The 18,610-nt window shown below is 71.1% G+C and carries 16 protein-coding genes; 6 read left to right on the plus strand and 10 right to left on the minus strand.

The window, feature by feature from the left end; all coding sequences use genetic code 11:
* Nucleotides 1-48: 48 nt before the first annotated feature.
* Both CXQ92_RS04715 and CXQ92_RS04720 read left to right on the plus strand, forming a co-directional pair.
* Entirely contained in the window at nucleotides 49-1,023 is a 975-nt protein-coding gene (locus CXQ92_RS04715; RefSeq protein WP_181033550.1) for a glycosyltransferase, read from the plus strand.
* The gene (locus CXQ92_RS04720; protein ID WP_104165667.1) at nucleotides 1,023-1,973 is read left to right on the plus strand and encodes an NAD(P)-dependent oxidoreductase; all 951 of its coding nucleotides are present in this window, start codon (nucleotides 1,023-1,025) and stop codon (nucleotides 1,971-1,973) included. Before CXQ92_RS04715 ends, CXQ92_RS04720 begins: the two co-directional genes overlap by 1 nt.
* A gap of 1 nt (nucleotide 1,974) precedes the next feature.
* Here CXQ92_RS04720 and CXQ92_RS04725 read toward each other — a convergent pair whose 3' ends face one another.
* The 10 genes from CXQ92_RS04725 to argS all read right to left on the minus strand — a co-directional run bounded on the left by CXQ92_RS04725 (nucleotide 1,975) and on the right by argS (nucleotide 14,984).
* Entirely contained in the window at nucleotides 1,975-2,694 is a 720-nt protein-coding gene (locus CXQ92_RS04725) for an L-threonylcarbamoyladenylate synthase (RefSeq protein WP_104165669.1), read from the minus strand.
* 68 nt (nucleotides 2,695-2,762) lie between these two features.
* Nucleotides 2,763-3,704 carry a glycosyltransferase gene (locus CXQ92_RS04730; protein ID WP_104165671.1) on the minus strand — a complete coding sequence of 314 codons (942 nt, stop codon included), beginning with the start codon at nucleotides 3,702-3,704 and terminating at the stop codon, nucleotides 2,763-2,765.
* Nucleotides 3,701-4,573, minus strand: coding sequence for a peptide chain release factor N(5)-glutamine methyltransferase (gene prmC, locus CXQ92_RS04735; RefSeq protein WP_104165672.1), 873 nt, complete (start codon nucleotides 4,571-4,573; stop codon nucleotides 3,701-3,703). The genes CXQ92_RS04730 and prmC overlap by 4 nt, the downstream gene beginning before the upstream one ends.
* 2 nt (nucleotides 4,574-4,575) lie before the next feature.
* Nucleotides 4,576-5,655: a peptide chain release factor 1 gene (gene prfA, locus CXQ92_RS04740; RefSeq protein ID WP_104166738.1), complete on the minus strand. Its 1,080-nt coding sequence runs from the start codon at nucleotides 5,653-5,655 to the stop codon at nucleotides 4,576-4,578.
* A gap of 183 nt (nucleotides 5,656-5,838) precedes the next feature.
* Entirely contained in the window at nucleotides 5,839-8,028 is a 2,190-nt protein-coding gene (rho, locus tag CXQ92_RS04745; protein WP_104166740.1) for a transcription termination factor Rho, read from the minus strand.
* A 330-nt stretch (nucleotides 8,029-8,358) separates the two neighbouring features.
* The gene (gene thrB / locus CXQ92_RS04750; RefSeq protein ID WP_104165674.1) at nucleotides 8,359-9,342 is read right to left on the minus strand and encodes a homoserine kinase; all 984 of its coding nucleotides are present in this window, start codon (nucleotides 9,340-9,342) and stop codon (nucleotides 8,359-8,361) included.
* Between the two features lies 1 nt (nucleotide 9,343).
* Nucleotides 9,344-10,447, minus strand: a complete 1,104-nt coding sequence (thrC, locus tag CXQ92_RS04755; RefSeq protein WP_104165676.1) for a threonine synthase — start codon at nucleotides 10,445-10,447, stop codon at nucleotides 9,344-9,346.
* On the minus strand, nucleotides 10,448-11,779 hold the full coding sequence (locus CXQ92_RS04760) for a homoserine dehydrogenase (protein WP_104165678.1): 1,332 nt from the start codon (nucleotides 11,777-11,779) through the stop codon (nucleotides 10,448-10,450). It lies immediately after the preceding gene.
* A complete protein-coding gene (locus CXQ92_RS04765; protein WP_104165680.1) occupies nucleotides 11,776-13,338 on the minus strand; it encodes a diaminopimelate decarboxylase in 1,563 nt (520 codons plus the stop codon). The genes CXQ92_RS04760 and CXQ92_RS04765 overlap by 4 nt, the downstream gene beginning before the upstream one ends.
* A gap of 5 nt (nucleotides 13,339-13,343) precedes the next feature.
* Complete coding sequence (gene argS / locus CXQ92_RS04770) at nucleotides 13,344-14,984, minus strand: arginine--tRNA ligase (protein ID WP_104165682.1); 1,641 nt, start codon at nucleotides 14,982-14,984, stop codon at nucleotides 13,344-13,346.
* Nucleotides 14,985-15,197: 213 nt separating this feature from the next.
* Here argS and CXQ92_RS04775 point away from each other — a divergent pair, with 213 nt between their 5' ends.
* The 4 genes from CXQ92_RS04775 to CXQ92_RS04790 all read left to right on the plus strand — a co-directional run bounded on the left by CXQ92_RS04775 (nucleotide 15,198) and on the right by CXQ92_RS04790 (nucleotide 18,596).
* Complete coding sequence (locus CXQ92_RS04775) at nucleotides 15,198-15,722, plus strand: hypothetical protein (RefSeq protein WP_258069705.1); 525 nt, start codon at nucleotides 15,198-15,200, stop codon at nucleotides 15,720-15,722.
* A gap of 10 nt (nucleotides 15,723-15,732) precedes the next feature.
* A complete protein-coding gene (locus CXQ92_RS04780) occupies nucleotides 15,733-16,593 on the plus strand; it encodes an FAD:protein FMN transferase (protein ID WP_104165686.1) in 861 nt (286 codons plus the stop codon).
* Nucleotides 16,590-18,101 carry an FAD-dependent oxidoreductase gene (locus CXQ92_RS04785; protein ID WP_104165688.1) on the plus strand — a complete coding sequence of 504 codons (1,512 nt, stop codon included), beginning with the start codon at nucleotides 16,590-16,592 and terminating at the stop codon, nucleotides 18,099-18,101. Before CXQ92_RS04780 ends, CXQ92_RS04785 begins: the two co-directional genes overlap by 4 nt.
* A 99-nt stretch (nucleotides 18,102-18,200) precedes the next feature.
* On the plus strand, nucleotides 18,201-18,596 hold the full coding sequence (locus CXQ92_RS04790; protein ID WP_104165690.1) for a VOC family protein: 396 nt from the start codon (nucleotides 18,201-18,203) through the stop codon (nucleotides 18,594-18,596).
* Nucleotides 18,597-18,610 lie beyond the last annotated feature (14 nt).

Consider the following 18,610-nt stretch of genomic DNA (forward strand, 5'->3'; position numbering starts at 1 on the left):
GTGCCAGGCCCGTTGCGCACTGTCGGGGCGCGGTCCGGAAGGAACAGGTTGCACGTCCCCGACGCCGGCTCGCCCCGTGTCTTCCTCGTGATCACGACGTTCAACCGGGCGGCCCTCCTGCGGGAGCTCCTCGACTCGATCGCGGCCCTCGAACCCGCGCCGGCCGGCGTCGTCGTGGTCGACAACGCCAGCACCGACGCCACCGGCGACGTCCTCGCCGATGCGCACCTCCCGGTCCCCCTCTTCGTGGAACGCCTGCCCGTGAACGTGGGCGGCTCGGGCGGGTTCGCGGCCGGCGTCGCGCGCGCCCTCGAGGAAGGAGCCGACTGGCTCTGGCTGATGGACGACGACGTCGTCGCCCTCCCCGACGCCCTCGCGTCCTTCGCGCCCTGGATGGGGCGGTACTCGTGCATCCACGGACGCCGCTACGACGCCGCCGGCCGGCCCTTCTTCTGGCAGCACGTCCTCGACGAGTTCACCGGCGTCCACTTCCCGGTGCGGGGCGACGTCTTCGCGGCGTCGCCGGTCTTCCACACCAATGTCGCGTGCTTCGAGGGCATGCTGGTCGCGGCCGACGTCGTCCGCGAGATCGGCCTGCCCGACGCCCGGTTCTTCCTCAACGGGGACGACCTCACGTACGGGTGGCTCGTCTCGCAGCGGTACCCGGTGGCGTACGTCGACGCCTTCGTCCTCCGGAAGACGCGCGCGCAGCGGCAGGTGGACCTCGGCGTCCGGCACCTGAACGAGTCGAGCGACCTGTCACGGTTCTGCGGCATGCGCAACCGCGGGTACCTCGCGCGGTACCTCCGGCTGCACGGCCGCTACCACCGGGTGGGGTTCGGCCTCGGGACGCTCCTGTCCGCCGGCAAGGAGCTCGTCCGCCTTCTCGCCGTCGAGCGCTCCGTCTCCGGCGCCTCCCAGGTGTGGCGCGGGTGGAGGGCCGCCCGGGTGATCCTGCGCGATCCCGACTGGCAGCCGGAACCGCCCCTGCGGGACCCGGCCGGCCGGACGGGCAGATCCTGATGCGCTGGCTGGTGCTCGGCGGTTCCGGCTTCGTCGGCTCCGCCGTGCTGCGGACCCTGCACGCGGCGGGCATCGACGCGCACGCGCTGCCGGCGCCACGGCTGGCGACGACCGCCGATGCGCCGCAGGCACTCCTCGCCGCCGCGGATGCCACGGACACCACCGGGCTGGAGGCCGCGATGGCAGCGTACGACGTCGTCGTGAACGCGGCCGGCCTCGCCACCCCCTCGGCGACCGCCGGGGCGGACCTGCTCGGCGCGAACGCCCTGCTGCCCGCCGTCCTCGCCCGGGCAGCGTCGGCCGCCGGCGCGCGGCGCCTCGTCCACCTCAGCAGCGCGGCAGTGCAGGGCCGGACGCCCCTGCTGGACGAGACCGGGACCGTGCGTCCCTTCTCGGCGTACTCGCGCAGCAAGGCGCTCGGCGAACAGGTCCTGGACCTCGTGGCGGCGCGGGAGCAGTCCCTGTCCGTCGTGACGGTGCGGGCCACCTCCGTGCAGGGCGAGGGGCGTCCGACGACGGCGGCCCTGGCGCGTCTCGCCCGCTCGAACCTCGCATCCGTGGCGTCCCCGGGCACCGCGCGATCGCCGATCACCTCGGTGGACTCCCTCGCGGACCTGGTGCTGGCCCTCGGTGCCCACCCCGGGGCTCTTCCGGCGCGCGTCCTCCAGCCCTGGGAGGGACTCACCGTGCGGACCGTCCTCGAGGCGGCGGGCGGACACCCCCGGGTGCTACCGGCGGCGCTGTGCCGGGCGGCGGTCCGTGGCGGCTACGTGGTGTCGTCCCTGGTGCGCGGTCGCCTCGACGGGCATGTTCGCCGCGTCGAACTCATGTGGTTCGGTCAGGACCAGGCGCCCGGGTGGGCCGACGCGCAGGGCCTGACCCCCACGGCCCGGATCCGTGAGGTCCTCGCCGGCGCGGACCGTGCGGCGAAGGATGCCCGCGGGCTCTGACCTACTGCCCGGCGGCGGGCTCGGACCTACTGCCCGGCGTCCCCGCCTCCGGCCCGGCCGGGGTCCCGCCGTCGATCCCTACGACGCCGGGCACCACGTCCCGCAGCTGCTCGAGCGACACGGTGCCCTGCCGGACCACCCGGAGCACCTCCCCCGTCGTGTCGACGATGGTGGATCCCGTGCCTCCGGCGTCGGCCCGCGGCCCGGCGTCGAGGTAGACGGCCACCGACTCGGCGAGCTGCTCGGCGGCCTCTGCGGCCGTCGTCGCGGCCGGCCGGCCCGTCCGGTTCGCGGAGGACACCGCGAGCGGTCCCGTGAGCGTCAGCAGTTCGAGGGCGACGTCGTCGTCGGGCATGCGGAGCGCGACGGTCCCGAGGGTGTCGCCCAGATCCCAGGTGAGTGACGGTTGTGCCAGGCAGATGAGAGTGAGGCCACCGGGCCAGAACGCCTCGGCGAGACGGCGGGCGTCGGGGTGGATCTCGGTCGCCAGGCCGTCGAGGGTCTGGATCCGCGGGATGAGCACCGGCGGTGGCATGTTCCGTCCGCGTCCCTTGGAGGCGAGCAGGGTGGCCACGGCCTGCGGCGAGAAGGCGTCCGCCCCGATGCCGTAGACGGTGTCGGTCGGCAGGACGATGCATTGCTTGAGCGCTACCGCGCGCTGGGCGGCCGCCAGCCCTTCGCTTCGCTGGGTGGGCTCGGAACAGTCGTAGCTCGTTGTCACCCGATCATCCTTTCACTGCTACCCGCGGCCATGCACATCGGCGCGTCCGCCGGCCGGCCGGCGGGCGGTCAGGACGGGGGCGGCGGCCCGAAGCCGGTGCCGCGGAGCCCCGCGGAATACGCCGTGAACCACGCGCGCAGGCCGGTGAGGTCGCGCTGCGTGATGAAGTAGTAGGGGAAGCCGATGACGTCCGCCCCGAACCACCGGAGGTTGCGGTACTTGCGGGCGAGGTAGGCGCGGTTCCGGAAGTAGGAGAACCGCTTGAAGTCGCCGTCGGGGATCACCGGGGTGATGAAGCCACCGAAGATCGGCTTCATCTCCGACCACGTGGCCGGGTGGCGCACCGCGACGGTCGCGAGCGTCCCGTACCTCAGGCCGGCCTTCCGCACGCGCGCCAGGAAGTCCACCTCGTCGCCGCGGATGAAGAACTTCATGTCCGGCAGGCCGATCTTCGAGAACACGTCCGCGCGGATCAGCGCGCCGTTGAAGAAGTGCACCATGTCGGGCAGGTAGCCCCTGGACTCGAGCACGGCGCGGTCGTTGGTCAGCAGCCCGTTGATGCGGAAGTTGAAGGACAGCCGCGAGGGGTCGGACGTCGCGGCGACGAGCGGGCTCACGATGTCGAGGTCGTGTTCCAGCGCGGCCTCCAGCAGCTCGGCGAGGCAGCGCCCGTCCTCGGGGTGGCCGTCGTCGTCCATGAGCCAGATCCACTCCGCTCCGCTCGCGATGGCCGCGAGGATGGCGAACGCGAAGCCCCCGGCTCCGCCGAGGTTGGCCTCCGACCGCAGGTAGTGGATGGCGCCGCCGGCCGCCGTGGCGGCGTCGACGACGTCCGTCGCGGGCTTCGTCCCCGAGTCGACGAGGGCCACGATCCCGATCGGCGCGGTCTGCTCCGCGAGGGACCGCAGGAGCTGTGCCAGCTCATCGTGCCGGTCGTAGGTGACCGCTGCGACGGCGACCGTCGCCTGCGGGGCGGCGTCCGGCCGTCCGGGTGGGGTGTGCTCCGTCATCGGTGTGCCTCTCGGGGGGTGTCGGGGGATGTGCGGGCGGTCGTCGACACGGCACTCGTGGCGCGATCGCGGCCGCTGAGGTCCTGATGCGTGGTGATCGCGGTCCAGGCGCCCATCCGCTCGAGGAAGGCGGCGACCCACGGCGCCTGCACCTCCGCGTGCTCCATCACGAAGTACCCGCCGGGCCTGAGCAGGCGGGCCGCGGACCGGGCAGCCGCGCGGGGCAGTTCCATGCCGTCCGCTCCCCCGCCGTACAGCGCCATCCGTGGATCGTGCTCGGCGACCTCCGGTTCGTTGGGGACGGCCTCCGCGGGGATGTAGGGCGGGTTGGAGACCACGACGTCGAAGGTCCCATCGTGCTCCGGCAGGGCGGTGGCGAGGTCGCCCTGCACCAGGTGGACCCCGAAGCGCGCGAGGTTCGGTCCCGCCCAGGCGAGTGCGAGGTCGCTGAGTTCGACAGCGTACACCTCGGCGCCGGGTACCTCGTCGGCGACGGCGGCGGCGATCGCCCCGGACCCCGTGCCGAGGTCGACGATCCTGGGCGCGGCGAGACCCAGCGCCCGATCGATCACGAGTTGCGCGACGGTCTCGGTCTCCGGCCGCGGGACGAAGACACCGGGCCCCACGGACAGGTCGACGCGGCGGAAATGGGCCACCCCCGTCAGGTGCTGCAGCGGCACGCGCCGGGCACGCTCGTCGACGAGGGCCTGGAAGCCTTCGGGGACGGGCGTGCCGATCAGGGCCAGGGCACGCACCCGACCGCGTGAGACTCCCAGCAGGTGGGCGGCCAGCAGCTCTGCGTCGACCCGCGGACTGGGCACCCCCGCCGAGCGCAGCTGCCGTTCGGCGGCCCGCAGGGCCTCCTCCACGGCTACTCGTCCGCGCCGATGGCGTCCAGGCGGGCCTGCTCGTCCATCTCGATGGCCGACTGCACCACCGGTTCCAGATCGCCGTTCATGACGGCGTCCAGGTTGTAGGCCTTGTAGCCGGTCCGGTGGTCGGCGATCCGGTTCTCCGGATAGTTGTACGTGCGGATGCGCTCCGAGCGGTCCATCGTCCGGATCTGCGACTTCCGGATGTCCGAGTTCGCGGCGTCGATCTTCTCCTGCTCGTGGGCGAGGATGCGTGAGCGGAGTACCCGCATGGCGGCCTCGCGGTTCTGCAGCTGGGACTTCTCGTTCTGCATCGCGACGACGATCCCGGTGGGGAGGTGCGTGATGCGAACGGCCGAGTCGGTGGTGTTCACGGACTGGCCGCCCGGGCCCGAGGACCGGTAGACGTCGATCTTGAGGTCGTTCTGGCTGATCTCCACCTCTTCGGGCTCGTCCACCTCGGGCAGCACGAGCACGCCCGCGGCCGAGGTGTGGATGCGGCCCTGCGACTCGGTGACGGGTACGCGCTGGACGCGGTGCACCCCGCCCTCGAACTTGAGGCGGGCGTAGACGCCCTCCGCGGGGTCGTTCGAGGACCCCTTGATGGCCATCTGGACATCCTTGTAGCCGCCGAGATCCGACTCGTTGGCGGAGAGGAGCTCGGTCTTCCAGCCACGGGACTCGGCGTAGCGGGTATACATGCGCAGCAGGTCGCCGGCGAACAGTGCGGCCTCGTCGCCGCCCTCACCGCCCTTGACCTCGATGATGACGTTGCGGCTGTCGTTCGGATCGCGCGGGATCAGGAGCCGGCGCAGCTTCTCCTGCGCTGTTGCGAGCTGCTCCTCGAGGATGGGGACCTCGGCCGCGAACTCGGGATCCTCGGACGCCATGCCGCGGGCCGCCTCGAGGTCGTCGTCGAGCGCGCTCCAGCGGTTGTGCGCGTCGACGATGCGCCCCAGCTCGGCGTACCGGCGTCCGAGCCTCCGGGCCAGCGCCTGGTCGGCGTGGACGGCCGGGTCGGCGAGCTGGTCCTGCAGCTCGGAGTGTTCGTCGAGCAGTCCCTGGATGGACTCAAACATCGGATGTACCTCTTTCGGCTTGTGCAGCCAGTCTACGAAGGTCGAGAAGGCAGAGAGGACCACGCGGCGGTGCTCCATCCGGCCGATCCAGCCGTCTCGACGCAGGATGCCGGTTAAAGGAGGAAGCCGTCCGGGACGAGCCGGCCAGGATATGGCCCGCTCGTCCCGGACGGCTGCCCGGTGCTAGTCGGAGTCCTTGGAGCCCAGGGTGGTCTTCTGGACCTGCATCAGGAACTCGACGTTGGACTGCGTCTCCCGGATCTTGTTGGTGAGCAGCTCCAGTGCCTGCTGGGTCTCGAGACCCGACAGCACGCGGCGCAGCTTCCACATGATCTTGACCTCGTCGGGCGAGAGCAGGTTCTCCTCGCGACGCGTGCCGGAGGCATTGACGTCGACGGCGGGGAAGATGCGCTTGTCGGCGAGGTTCCGCGAGAGGCGGAGCTCCATGTTGCCGGTGCCCTTGAACTCCTCGAAGATGACCTCGTCCATCTTGGAACCGGTCTCCACGAGGGCGGTCGCGAGGATGGTGAGCGAGCCACCGTTCTCGATGTTGCGCGCGGCACCGAAGAAACGCTTCGGCGGGTACAGCGCCGCGGAGTCGACGCCACCGGAGAGGATACGGCCCGACGCCGGAGCGGCCAGGTTGTAGGCGCGGCCGAGGCGGGTCATGGAGTCGAGGAGGACGACGACGTCCATGCCCATCTCCACGAGGCGCTTGGCGCGCTCGATGGAGAGTTCGGCGACCGTGGTGTGGTCGTCGGCGGGGCGGTCGAACGTCGAGGCGATGACCTCTCCCTTGACCGTCCGCTGCATGTCCGTGACTTCTTCGGGACGCTCGTCGACCAGGACCATCATGAGGTGGACCTCAGGATTGTTGATCGTGATGGCGTTGGCGATCGCCTGCAGGATCAGGGTCTTGCCGGCCTTGGGCGGCGACACGATCAGGCCGCGCTGGCCCTTGCCGATCGGGGCCACGAGGTCGATCACGCGGGGACCGATCTTCTTCGGGTCCGTCTCGAGGCGCAGACGGTCGGAGGGGTAGAGCGGCACGAGCTTCGCGAACTCGACGCGGTCCTTCAGCTCCTCGGCAGGCTTGCCGTTGATGGAGGTGACGCGGACCAGGGCGTTGAACTTCTGGCGTGCGCTGGCCTGGGTCTCGCCCTCGCGGGGGGCGCGGATGGCGCCCACGACGGCGTCGCCCTTGCGGAGGTTGTGCTTCTTGACCTGGGCGAGCGAGACGTAGACGTCGTTCGGGCCCGGCAGGTAGCCGGAGGTGCGCACGAAGGCGTAGTTCTCGAGGACGTCGAGGATGCCCGCAACGGGCAGCAGGACGTCGTCGTCGGTGACCTCGACGTCGTCGACCTCGGGGTTCTGGTTCCGGCCACGACGGCGGTCGTTGCGCTCGTTGCGGTCGCGGAATCGGCTGTTGCGGTCCTCGGGACCGTTGCCACCGTTGCGGTTCGCACGGTTGCGGCGGTTGCGCCCGCGACCCTCGTCCTCGTTAGAGCCGTTGCGGTTGTCACTGCGCTCGTTGCCGCTGCGGCCGCCGTCGTTCTGGCCGTCGTTGGTCGACTGGCTGGTCGACGGGCTGTTGAACTGGCTGCCCGACTGGCCGTTCGACTGGTTGCCGGACTGGTTGTTGGAGCCGTTGCCCGAACGGTCGTCGTCGCGACCGTTGCGGGAGCGGCTGCGTCGCTCACCGCGGTCGCTGCGCGCGTCGCCCTGCTGCCCGGACTGGGACTCGGCCTGCGCCTCGCCCTGCCCGGCGTTCTGGGACTCGCCCTGCGAACCGTTCACGGACTCGTTCTGGCCCGACTGCGCGTCCGGGCGGTCCTCGCCGCGACGGTTGCGGCGGTTGCGCTGGTTACGCCCGCCGTTCTCGCGGTCGCCGCGGTCCTGCTGCTCGGAGCCCGAGCCGTCCTCGGCGCCGTCCCGCGACGGGGCTTCGGCCTGGTCGGCGGTCTCGGTCGTCGGCACGGACACGACGCCGTCGCTGCCTGCTCGGCGGTTGCGGTTGCGGGTGCGGGGCTGGCGCTCGGCCGGGGCGGACTGCGCGTCCTGGTCCTGGCTGTCCTCTGCCCCGCCCGGGGTGCCCGCCGTGGCCGGGCGCTCGGCGTCGGCGCTGCGCTCGGTGCGGACGCTGGGGGCCTTCTGGCGGTCGGCGACCGCGGAGCCGCGCTGGTGGTCCGAGATCGCGGAGACGAGATCGCTCTTGCGCATCCTCGATCCACCGGTGATGCCGAGCTGACCGGCAAGCGCCTGCAGCTGGGCGAGCTTCAGGCCGGCAAGACCGCTGCTCTTGGAAGTTGTTGCGCCGGTTTCTTCAGCGTCTTGGGTGGCCACACCTGGTAACAGGTCAGTGGTTTCAGTCACGAAGGATCCTTCCCCCTCGTCGGGCGGCCACATGATCAGTGGTCCGCGGTGGTTTGCCCCGTGCCGCATATGAAGCAGGCGGGGGATCAGCCGAACCGGATGAGATCCGGCAGACCTGGGTGATGCTGGGAGCCTGAGAATGTCCCTGCGCGGGAGGTTGAGTCCATACGCTCCGGGATAGATCGGAGGCTACACCGTCAGGATGTGCTGCTGCTGATGGGACCTGCAGTGTTGCGGCGGTCCAGACAGGACGGCCGACTCAACAGAAGCACACGGTACTTCCCGAAACGTACTCTTCGAGATGCACAGTAGGTCGGCGTGACTGCCTCGCTACCCCTGGTGCCCTCCTATTTTAGCACCTTCCCGCTCCACTGCCAGCCGGAGGACCCGCCACGCCCCCGGCGTGTCGCCGGTATCGATCAGGCGTCGGAGTTCCCCCTCGGCGGCGTCGGCACCGGACTCCCCCACGGCGAGGGTCAGCACGCTGGGTCCCGCCCCGGAGATGGTGCTGGCGAACCCGGCGGCACGCAGTCCGCGCAGCAGGGTGGCACTCGGCAGCATGGCCGAGGCGCGGTAGTCCTGATGGATCGCATCCTGTGTGGCGGGGAACAGCAGGGACGGATCGGTGCCGAGCGCGTGCACGATCAGGGCTGCCCGCCCGGCGTTGGCGGCGGCACTGGCGTGGGACACCGACGCCGGCAGCAGCGCCCGGGCGCTCTCGGTGGACAGCGCCCGGTCCGGAACCGCGAGGATCGGGATGACGTCCGGGTGCACCTCGACGCGCGTGCTGTGGAACGCCCGCCCGCTCTCCCAGGAGATCGCGAGGGCGCCCACCAGGGCGGGAGCCACGTTGTCCGGGTGTCCCTCGATCGAGGCCGCCCACTGCAGGAGGTGTGCGGCGTCCGTACGTTCCCCGACCGGCAGCAGCGCGTTGCCTGCGAGGACCCCCGCGACGATCGCCGAGGCCGAGGACCCCATGCCCCTGCCGTGCGGGATCACGTTCACCGTGTCGAGTTCGAGCCCCGGAGCGCGGCGCCCCGCCCGGTGGAGGGTGCTGATCAGGGAGCGTGCCACGAGGTGGCTCCCGTCGAGCGGCAGGTCGCCGGCGCCCTCCCCGGTGGGTCGCACCGTCACCGAACCCGACGTCGTCGTGCGGACGCGCACGGTGTCGTAGAGCGAGAGAGCGAGTCCGAGCGCGTCGAAGCCCGGTCCGAGGTTCGCGCTCGTCGCGGGGACCCTGACCTCGACGTCCTGGCCGGCGTCGACGGTCGGGAGGTCGAGCACATCCTCCGGCAGGGGTGCCGCGTGCAGCATGTCAGTCCTCGAGTCCCAGCGCGGCGGCGACGCTCACGACGTCGAACTCCACCTTGGTGGGCTCCACGTCGGCGCCGTCGGCGGTCCGCAGCGCCCACTGGGGGTCCTTGAGGCCGTGGCCGGTGACGGTGATGACGATCGTCTTGCCCTCCGGGACGAGGCCCTCGGCGTGCTTCTTCAGCAGGCCGGCCACGCCCGCGGCGGACGCGGGCTCCACGAAGACGCCTTCGCGGGAGGACAGCCAGCGGTGGGCGTCGAGGATCTCGTCGTCGGTCACGGCCTCGATGAGTCCGCCGGACTCGTCACGTGCGGCGACCGCGAAGTCCCACGACGCCGGGTTGCCGATGCGGATGGCGGTCGCGATGGTGTCCGGCTCGGTGATGGGGTGCCCCTTGACGAGCGGTGAGGCGCCCTCCGCCTGGAAGCCCCACATGATCGGGGTGTGCGTGGCGACGGCGGGGAGCTCCCCGTGGTACATGGAGTCGTAGGGCGCGGCGTACTCCTTGTAGCCCTTCCAGTACGCGCTGATGTTGCCGGCGTTGCCCACGGGCATCAGGTGGTAGTCCGGGGCGTCGCCGAGGGTGTCGACGACCTCGAAGGCCGCCGTCTTCTGACCCTCGAGCCGCGCGGGGTTCACCGAGTTCACGAGGAACACCGGGTACGCCTCCGCGAGCTTCCGGGCGACGTCGAGGCAGTTGTCGAAGTTGCCGTTGACCTGCAGCAGCTGCGCGCCGTGGGCGATCGCCTGACTCAGCTTGCCCATCGAGATCTTGCCGTCCGGCACGAGCACGGCGCACGTGATGCCGGCCTGCGTGGCGTAGGCTGCGGCCGAGGCGGAGGTGTTGCCCGTGGACGCGCAGACCACGGCCTTCGCCCCGGCGGCTACGGCAGCGGTCATCGCCATGGTCATGCCGCGGTCCTTGAAGGACCCCGTGGGGTTCATCCCCTCGACCTTGAGGTAGACGGTGGACCCCGTCAGCTTGCTCAGGTGCCGGGCGTGCACGAGCGGCGTGCCGCCCTCGCCGAGGGTGATGACCTCGGTGGCGTCGGTGACGGGCAGGCGTTCTGCGTATTCGCGGATGACTCCGCGCCACTGGTGGGCCACTTAGATTCCCTCTACTCGGAGCACGGATGAGACGGCGGTGATGACGTCGAGCGCGGCGACCTGCCGGACGGTCGCGGCGAGGGACGCCTCGGGCGCGCGGTGGGTGACGATGCGCAGCTCGGCGGTGGTGGCGCCGTCGGACCCGCCCTGGTGGATGCGCTGGCGCATCGTCTCGATGGAGACGCCGTTCTCGGCGAAGATCTGGGCGATCCGGGCCAGGACGCCCGGCTGGTCCGCGACCTCGAGCCCGATGCAGTAGCTCGTGCGGACGGTGTCGATGCCGAGCGGCGGGACGTGCCCGGTGGTGGTCTCGGTGCGGCCCGGGCCGCCGAGCACCATGCGGCGGGCGGCACTGACGACGTCGCCCAGCACCGCCGAGGCCGTGGGGGTGCCGCCGGCGCCCTGGCCGTAGAACATCAGTTCCCCGGCGTTCTCCGCCTCGATGAACACGGCGTTGAAGGCACCGCGGACGGCGGCGAGCGGGTGGGAGCGCGGCAGGAGGGTGGGGTGGACGCGCACGCCGATCCCTGCCTCACCGGCGTCGTCGGTGAGGATCTCCGCGATCGCCAGCAGCTTGATGACGTAGCCGTCCTCCGCCGCGGCCGCGATGTCGTCGGCCGTGACCGAGGTGATGCCCTCGCAGTGGACGTTGTCGAGGGCGAAGCGTGTGTGGAAGGACAGGGAGGCGAGGATCGCGGCCTTCGCGGCGGCGTCGTGGCCCTCGATGTCGGCCGTGGGATCCGCCTCGGCGTAGCCGAGGTCCTGGGCTGCCTTCAGCGCATCCGCGAACTGGGCTCCCGTGGAGTCCATCTGGTCGAGGATGTAGTTGGTGGTGCCGTTGACGATGCCGAGCACCCGGGTGATGCGGTCGCCGGAGAGGCTGTCCCGGATGGGCCGCAGGATCGGGATCGCACCGGCGACGGCGGCCTCGTAGGAGAGCTGGACGCCGGCGGCGTCGGCCTGCTCGTAGAGCTCGGGGCCGTCCTGCGCGAGGAGCGCCTTGTTGCCGCTGACCACCGTCGCCCCGTGCTCGATCGCGCGGAGGATCAGCGACTTGGCCGGCTCGATGCCACCCATGAGCTCGATGACGATGTCGGCGTCCTCGACGAGCTTCTCGGCGTCGAGCGTCAGGAGCCCGGCGGGCAGCCGGACGTCGCGCTCGGCGTCCAGGGTGCGGACGGCGACCCCGATGAGTTCGAGGGGCGCTCCGGCACGGCGGCCGAGGTTCTCCGCGTCCTCGAGCAGGATGCGGGCAACCTGCGAGCCGACGTTGCCGCAGCCGAGCAGGGCGACGCGGAGGGGCTGGCGGGAAGGCGTGGCTGGAGTGTTCATGCGGTCCGAGGGGCTCCTGGTTCCGGGGCGGGCAAGGCGGGGTCGTGCGGGGCCGGGTGACGCTGGACGTCCCTGCGGAACAGGTCCTCCTCGGTCTCGCCGCGCACGATCAGCCGGGCACGGCCGTCGGCCACCGCCACGACGGGCGGACGGGTCAGGTAGTTGTAGTTGCTCGAGAGCACCCAGCAATAGGCTCCGGTGCCCGGCACGGCGAGGAGGTCACCGGCACCGGTGTCCTTGGGGAGGTAGACGTCCCGCACCACAATGTCACCGCTCTCGCAGTGTTTCCCAACCACGCGGGAGAGCACGGGGTCCGCCTCGGGCGTCCGGGACGCGAGGACGGCCGAGTAATCCGCGCCGTAGAGCACCGGACGGGCGTTGTCGCTCATGCCGCCGTCCACCGACACATAGCGTCGCGGGTGCGTAACGGAGGCGTCCTGCAGCTCCTCGGAGCCGCTGGCCGCGGCGTCCACCCGGACGGTCTTCGTGGTGCCGGCGGTGTACAGCGTGAACGTCGTGGGGCCGACGATGGCGCGGCCCGGTTCGATCGAGATCCGGGGGACCTGCAGGCGCAGCTCGCGGCAGGTCGCGCCGACGACGGACGCCATGGCGCGGGCGATCTCCGCTGCCGGTCGCGGCTCGTCCTCCTCGGTGTAGGCGATGCCGTAGCCGCCGCCGAGATCGAGTTCGGTGAGCTCGACGCCGTGCCGGTCCCGGACCTCCGCGAGGAAGCCGAGCAGCCGCTGCGCCGCCAGTTCGAAGCCCTCGGGCTCGAAGATCTGGGACCCGATGTGGCAGTGCACACCGAGGAGGTTGATGCCCGGGTGGGCGAGGGCGTCCGCGACGGCGCGCGCGGCGGGCGACGAGGCGCCGTCGTCCTCTGGCGGGCGTCCTCCCCCGACCTGGCCCGGGCCCTGCTCGGTGGTCAGCGACAGGCCGAACTTCTGGTCCTCGTGCGCCGTGGCGATGAACTCGTGGGTGGAGGCGTGGACCCCCGGCGTCAGGCGGAGCATGACGTTGGCGCGGCGCCCGCGCTGCACGGCCAGGTCTCCCACGAGGGCGACCTCCTGCAGGCTGTCGACGACGATCCGGCCGAGGTCGGCGTCGATGGCGCGCGTGATCTCCGCCGCCGACTTGTTGTTCCCGTGCAGCCCGAGCCGGTGGCCGGGCATGCCGGCGCGGAGGGCGACGGCGAGCTCGCCGCCGGAGCAGGTGTCGAGCCCGAGTCCCTCCTCCCGCACCCAGTGGGCCACCTCGGTGCACAGGAAGGACTTGCCCGCGTAGAACACGTCCACCCCTCCGCACAGGTCGCGGAAGGCCTCGTTGAAGGCGTCGCGGAACGTGGCGGCACGCGAGCGGAAGTCGCGCTCGGACATGACGAACAGCGGGGTGCCGTAATCCGCGGCGAGATCGGCCACGGAGACGCCGTCGACGCGCAGGACGCCGTCGTCGCCGCGCTCCACGTCCTCGGCCCACAGCTTCGGCTCCAGCCGGGCCTGGTGCTCAGGGAGCGACAGCCAGGCGGGCGCGAGCGGTGACGCTCCGTCCGGCGCAGTCATGCCGCTCACATCCTCTCCGGCGCGGAGACACCGAGGAGGTCGAGGCCGTTGGCCAGGACCTGCCGGGTGGCGTTGTTCAGCCAGAGGCGTGAGCGGTGGACGTCCTCGATCGGTGCGTCGCCGAGCGGCGCGACACGGCAGGCGTCGTACCAGCGGTGGTAGGTCCCGGCGATCACCTCGAGGTGGCGGGCCACGCGGTGCGGCTCCCGGAAAGTGGCGGCCTGAGCGACGACGCCGGGGAACTGGCCGAGCGCGGCCAAGAGCTCACCCTCCGTGGGGTGGCTGAGCGACGCCGCGTCGAAGGAGCCGGTGTCCACTCCCGCCGAGACCGCGTTGCGGGCGACGGCGTGGGTCCTGGCGTGGGCGTACTGCACGTAGAACACGGGGTTCTCGTTGGTGTTCTTCCGCAGCAGCTCAGGATCGATGGACATGGCCGAGTCGGCCGGCGAGCGCCCCAGGGAGTACCGCAGCGCGTCCTTGCCCAGCCAGTCGAGCAGATCCCGCAATTCGATGATGTTGCCGGCACGCTTGGAGAGCCGGGCGCCGTTCACCGACACCATCTGGCCGATCAGGACCTGGATGTTCTGTTCCATGTCGTCGCCGGCACAGGCTGCGATGGCCTTCAGGCGGCCGATGTAGCCGTGGTGGTCCGCCCCTAGGAGGTAGATCTTCTCGGGGAAACCACGGTCCTTCTTGGAAAGGTAGTAGGCGGCGTCGGAAGCGAAGTAGGTGGGTTCACCCTTGGCTCTGATGAGGACGCGGTCCTTGTCGTCACCGAAGTCGGTCGTACGGAGCCATACGGCGCCGTCCTCGTCGAAGACGTGTCCCTGCTCCCGCAGGCGGTCGACTGCCTGCTCCACGGCGCCGCCGTCGTGCAGCGCCGACTCCGAGAAGAACACGTCGAAGTGCACACCGAAGTCCGTCAGCGTCTCCTTGATGTCGGCCATCTGCGCTTCGTAGGCGAGGGCCCGCACGATCGGCAGCGCGGCGTCGTCGTCGAGGTCCGCCACGTCGGGGCGGGCGGCGAGCACCGTGCGGCCGAGATCGGCGATGTATTGGCCCGGGTAGCCGCCCTCGGGTGTCGGGCGGCCCTTGATGGTCGCGAGGACGGAATCCGCGAAGTTGTTCATCTGCGTGCCGGCGTCGTTGATGTAGTACTCGGTGGTCACGTTCGCGCCGCTGGCCCGGAGGACGCGGGCGATGGAATCACCGAGGGCTGCCCAGCGTGTGTGGGCCAGGTGCAGCGGTCCGGTCGGATTCGCCGACACGAATTCCATGTTGACGGTGTGGCCCGCGAGCGCCTGGTTGGTTCCGTAGGCCGGGCCCGCCTCGACGATCGTGCGGGCGAGCTCGCCCGCTGCTCCGGCGTCGAGCGTGATGTTGAGGAAGCCGGGGCCCGCGATCTCCACGCTCTTGACGCCCTCGATGCCGGCGAGGCGCTCGCTGAGGATCTGGGCGAAGTCGCGGGGATTCATCCCCGCCTTCTTGCCGAGCTGCAGGGCGATGTTCGTCGCCCAGTCGCCGTGCTCACGATTTTTCGGCCGCTCGACCCGCACCTCCGAGGGAAGGTCGATGGTGAAGTCACCGGCCTCGACGGCGGCCTTCAGGCATGCGGAAATGGCGGCAGAGAGTTCTTCGGGAGTCACTCGTCCAGCATAGCGGCGCGGCCCCGGCCCCCCGGATTTTCGTGACGAGGGTCAAGCGCACGCGGAATCCACGGTTGAACCGTCCGCAGCGGCCACGGAAACGAATGGACGCATAGATCGTTGGGCTGACCACTGATGTTAGTTTCAGGTTCAATGATGTCGACGGTTCGGATGCCCGCTCCGTCCCGTCGCGGCACCCGACAGGAGCACCCAGTGACCAGAACGAGCCTCACCCGAACGGCTACCCGCGCGGCGGCCGGCACGCCCGGCTTCCCCCGCCAAAGGAGGGTCCTGACGGCGCTCGCCGCCGTGTCGATCCTCGGCGCTGCAGGCTGCGCCGGCGCCGACGCAGAAGAACCCGCCCCAGGAGCGCCGGCCTCCGGACAGCCGGCGGCCGACGCCCCGGTCGAGACGCCGGCTGCCGGCGGATCCACCGGCGAGGCCTACAGGGACGGCACCTACACCGGGACGGGCAGCTACCAGTCCCCTGCGGGGCAGGAGGAGGTGGGCGTGACGCTCACGCTCGAGGCCGACGTCGTCACCGCCGTCGAGGTGGAGCCGATGCCCGACAACCCCACCACAACCGAGTACCAGGGCCGTTTCGCGGGCGGCATCTCCGACGCCGTCGTCGGGAAGAAGCTGGACGAACTCTCCGTGGACAAGGTGGCCGGTTCGTCCCTGACGAGCGGCGGGTTCAACGACGCCCTGGGCAAGATCAAGAGCGAAGCGCAGCTCTAGGCGAGTCGGCGTGGCGGACTCCTTCAGCTTCGAGGCGATCGGCACCGGCTGGCGCGTGGACACCGGCGCTGCACTGGTGCCCGGCCAGCGGGCGGAGCTGCTACGCCTTGCCGGGGAGTACGACGCCCTCTACTCGCGGTTCCGCGCCGACTCCGGCGTCACGGCCCTGGCCGCTGCCGGCGGCTCGCTGCCCCTGCCTCCCCACGGCGCGGAACTCGGGCTCCTGCTGCGCTCGCTGTACGACCTCACGGACGGCGGCGTCTCGCCGCTCGTGGGTGACCCTCTCGCCGCGCTGGGCTACGACGCCGACTACTCGCTGACGCCCGCGAAGGGGCCTGCCCCCGCCCGGGCCTGGGACGACGTCCTGACCTGGACGGACGACGGCGTCACGCTGCGCGAACCGGCGATCCTGGACGTCGGTGCCGCCGGCAAGGGACAGCTCGTCGACCTCATGCTGGAGTACCTGCGCGCCGAGGGTCACGGGGACGTCGTCGTCGATGCCAGCGGGGACATGCGCAGGGCGGGCGACGGCACCATCACCGTCGCCCTCGAGCACCCCTACGACCCGTCGTCGGCGATCGGTGCGGTTCGCCTGGGGACCGGCGCGCTGTGCGCGTCCGCGTCGAACCGCCGAGCCTGGGGCGATGGCCTGCACCACGTCCTGGACGCGAGAACCGGCCGGAGCGTGGACACCGTCGTCGCGACCTGGGTTCTCGCGGAGGATGCGATGACCGCCGACGGCCTGTGCACCGCCCTGTTCCTCACCGATCCCGCGGACCTCGCGGGATCGTTCGAGTTCGACTACGTCCTGATGTACTCGGACGGACGCGCCCGCTATTCCGCACCCCTCGCAGGAGCCCTGTTCTCATGACCGCAGCACTCGACGGCCTCCTGGGCCGCATCACCATGTACCGGCTGACGCTGGCACTCCTGGCGATCCTGACCGTCGAAGCGCTGGTCCTCTCGCTGGCCGGCCTGCTGGCGTTCACCCCCGCCGAGATCGGCGGAACCCTGGTGGCTGCCGTGGGCGGCACGATCATCGGCACCCGCCTGATGGCGCTGATCCTCCGGCTCCGGCCCCACGGCGAGTCCTCGCTCATCACGGGACTGATCCTGTTCCTGATCATGTTCCCGTCGGGCACGGGAGCCGGGCTCGGGGGCATCCTCGCCGCGGGCGTGGCGGCAGGAGCCTCGAAGTTCCTGCTGGCCGTCAGGGGACGCCATGTCTTCAATCCGGCGGCGACGGGGGCAGTTGTCGCCACCCTCCTCGGAGTGGGGGTTGCCGGGTGGTGGGTCGCGAACGCCTACATGCTTCCCGTCGTCGCGGCCGGCGGTGCGCTCCTGCTCCACCGGACGCGGAGGATGTCCATGGCGGCAGCATTCCTCGTGGTCACCGTCGGCATCCTGCTCTACGGCCTGGTGCAGAACGGCATGATGCCCGGAGCCGGCCTCCAGCTCATCCTGACCTCGTACCCTGTGCTGTTCCTGCTCGGCTTCATGATGACGGAGCCGCTGACCCTGCCGCCGCTCCGGTGGCAGCAGTGGCTCGTCGCCGCCGTCGTGGGCGTGGTGTTCGCCCTACAGCTGTCCATCGGACCGGTGTTCCTCGGGCCCGAGTTCGCCCTCGTGCTCGGCAATGCCGTCGCGTTCGCCATGGGGCAGCGCCGGGGCGTGCGGCTGTCCCTTGCGGGAAGGCGGCAGTTGACTCCGACCAGCACGGAGCTGGTCTTCGCGACCCGGCGCCCCGTACGGTTCCGGGCCGGGCAGTACATGGAGCTGGACCTGCCGCATCGCGGGGTCGACGGCCGCGGCAGCCGCCGGGTCTTCAGCATCACCTCCGCGCCGCAGCGGCGCGATGCCGTGACGTTCGGCCTGCGGACCACGGAGGCGGGCAGCTCCTTCAAGAACGCCCTCCTCGACCTCCCGGACAACGCGCAGGTCACCGGGACGCTCGTCGGGGGCGACTTCCACCTCCCCCGCGATCCGGCGGTCCCGGTCCTGCTGGTGGCCGGCGGTATCGGCGTGACGCCGTTCATCAGCCAGCTCCGTGACCTCGGCGAGCGCGGCGAGGAGCGCGACGTCGTGCTCGTCTATGCGGTCCGCAGCGAGCAGGAGATCGCCTTCCGCGACGAGCTGACCGGCCTGGGGACGCGCGTCGTGCTGTACATGCCGACGTCCGGTGATGCCCCGGCCCTGCCCGCGGGGTGGACCCTCGCGGGGGCCGAGCCGACGGCGGACAACCTCCTCGCGGCGGTGCCGGACCTGCCCCGCCGCAGGGTCCTCGTCTCGGGCTCCCCCGCCTTCATCGGACGCCTGCGTGCGGCGGTACGCACGGCGGGCGTCTCCCGTGTGACCACGGACGCCTTCCTGGGCTATTGAGCCGACGGTTGATCGGCAGCCCGGTTCGGGGCCTGTTCCGCACTCGCGATGCGGCATACTCTGGGCCTCACGGTGGTCGGTGAGGAAGAGGAGTGAGCGATGAAGATAGCCCTGACGAGTCTGTTCGTCGATGACCAGCGGGAGGCACTCGCCTTCTACACCGATGTGCTGGGCTTCGTGAAGCGCCAGGACATCCCTCTCGGCATCCATTCCTGGCTCACCGTGGTGTCCCCCGAATCGCCCGACGGACCCGAGCTGCTCCTGGAGCCGTCCAGCCACCCGGCGGTGAAGCCGTACCGGGACGCCCTTGTCCATGACGGCATCCCGCTGGCCCAGTTCGCGGTCGCGGACGTCGAGGCCGAGCACGCCCGACTGACCGGCCTGGGCGTGGTCTTCACCCAGCCGCCGCTCGACATCGGCGCCGCCGTCGTCGCGATCTTCGATGACACGTGCGGCAACCTCATCCAGCTCATGGAACCGAAGCCGGACGAGTGATCGCTCCCGACTCC

Origin of the sequence: Arthrobacter sp. SX1312 (assembly GCF_002929295.1) — a bacterium.
In the GTDB taxonomy this organism is placed as follows: Bacteria; Actinomycetota; Actinomycetes; order Actinomycetales; family Micrococcaceae; genus Arthrobacter_D.

Excerpts from the sequence above, each read along its gene's own strand:
- CXQ92_RS04720 (WP_104165667.1), top strand. The coding sequence starts at position 1,023 with ATGCGCTGGCTGGTGCTCGGCGGTTCCGGCTTCGTCGGCTCCGCCGTG.
- CXQ92_RS04730 (WP_104165671.1), bottom strand. The coding sequence starts at position 3,704 with ATGACGGAGCACACCCCACCCGGACGGCCGGACGCCGCCCCGCAGGCG.
- prfA (WP_104166738.1), bottom strand. The coding sequence starts at position 5,655 with ATGTTTGAGTCCATCCAGGGACTGCTCGACGAACACTCCGAGCTGCAG.
- thrB (WP_104165674.1), bottom strand. The coding sequence starts at position 9,342 with ATGCTGCACGCGGCACCCCTGCCGGAGGATGTGCTCGACCTCCCGACC.
- CXQ92_RS04760 (WP_104165678.1), bottom strand. The coding sequence starts at position 11,779 with ATGAACACTCCAGCCACGCCTTCCCGCCAGCCCCTCCGCGTCGCCCTG.
- CXQ92_RS04765 (WP_104165680.1), bottom strand. The coding sequence starts at position 13,338 with ATGACTGCGCCGGACGGAGCGTCACCGCTCGCGCCCGCCTGGCTGTCG.
- CXQ92_RS04785 (WP_104165688.1), top strand. The coding sequence starts at position 16,590 with ATGACCGCAGCACTCGACGGCCTCCTGGGCCGCATCACCATGTACCGG.
- CXQ92_RS04790 (WP_104165690.1), top strand. The coding sequence starts at position 18,201 with ATGAAGATAGCCCTGACGAGTCTGTTCGTCGATGACCAGCGGGAGGCA.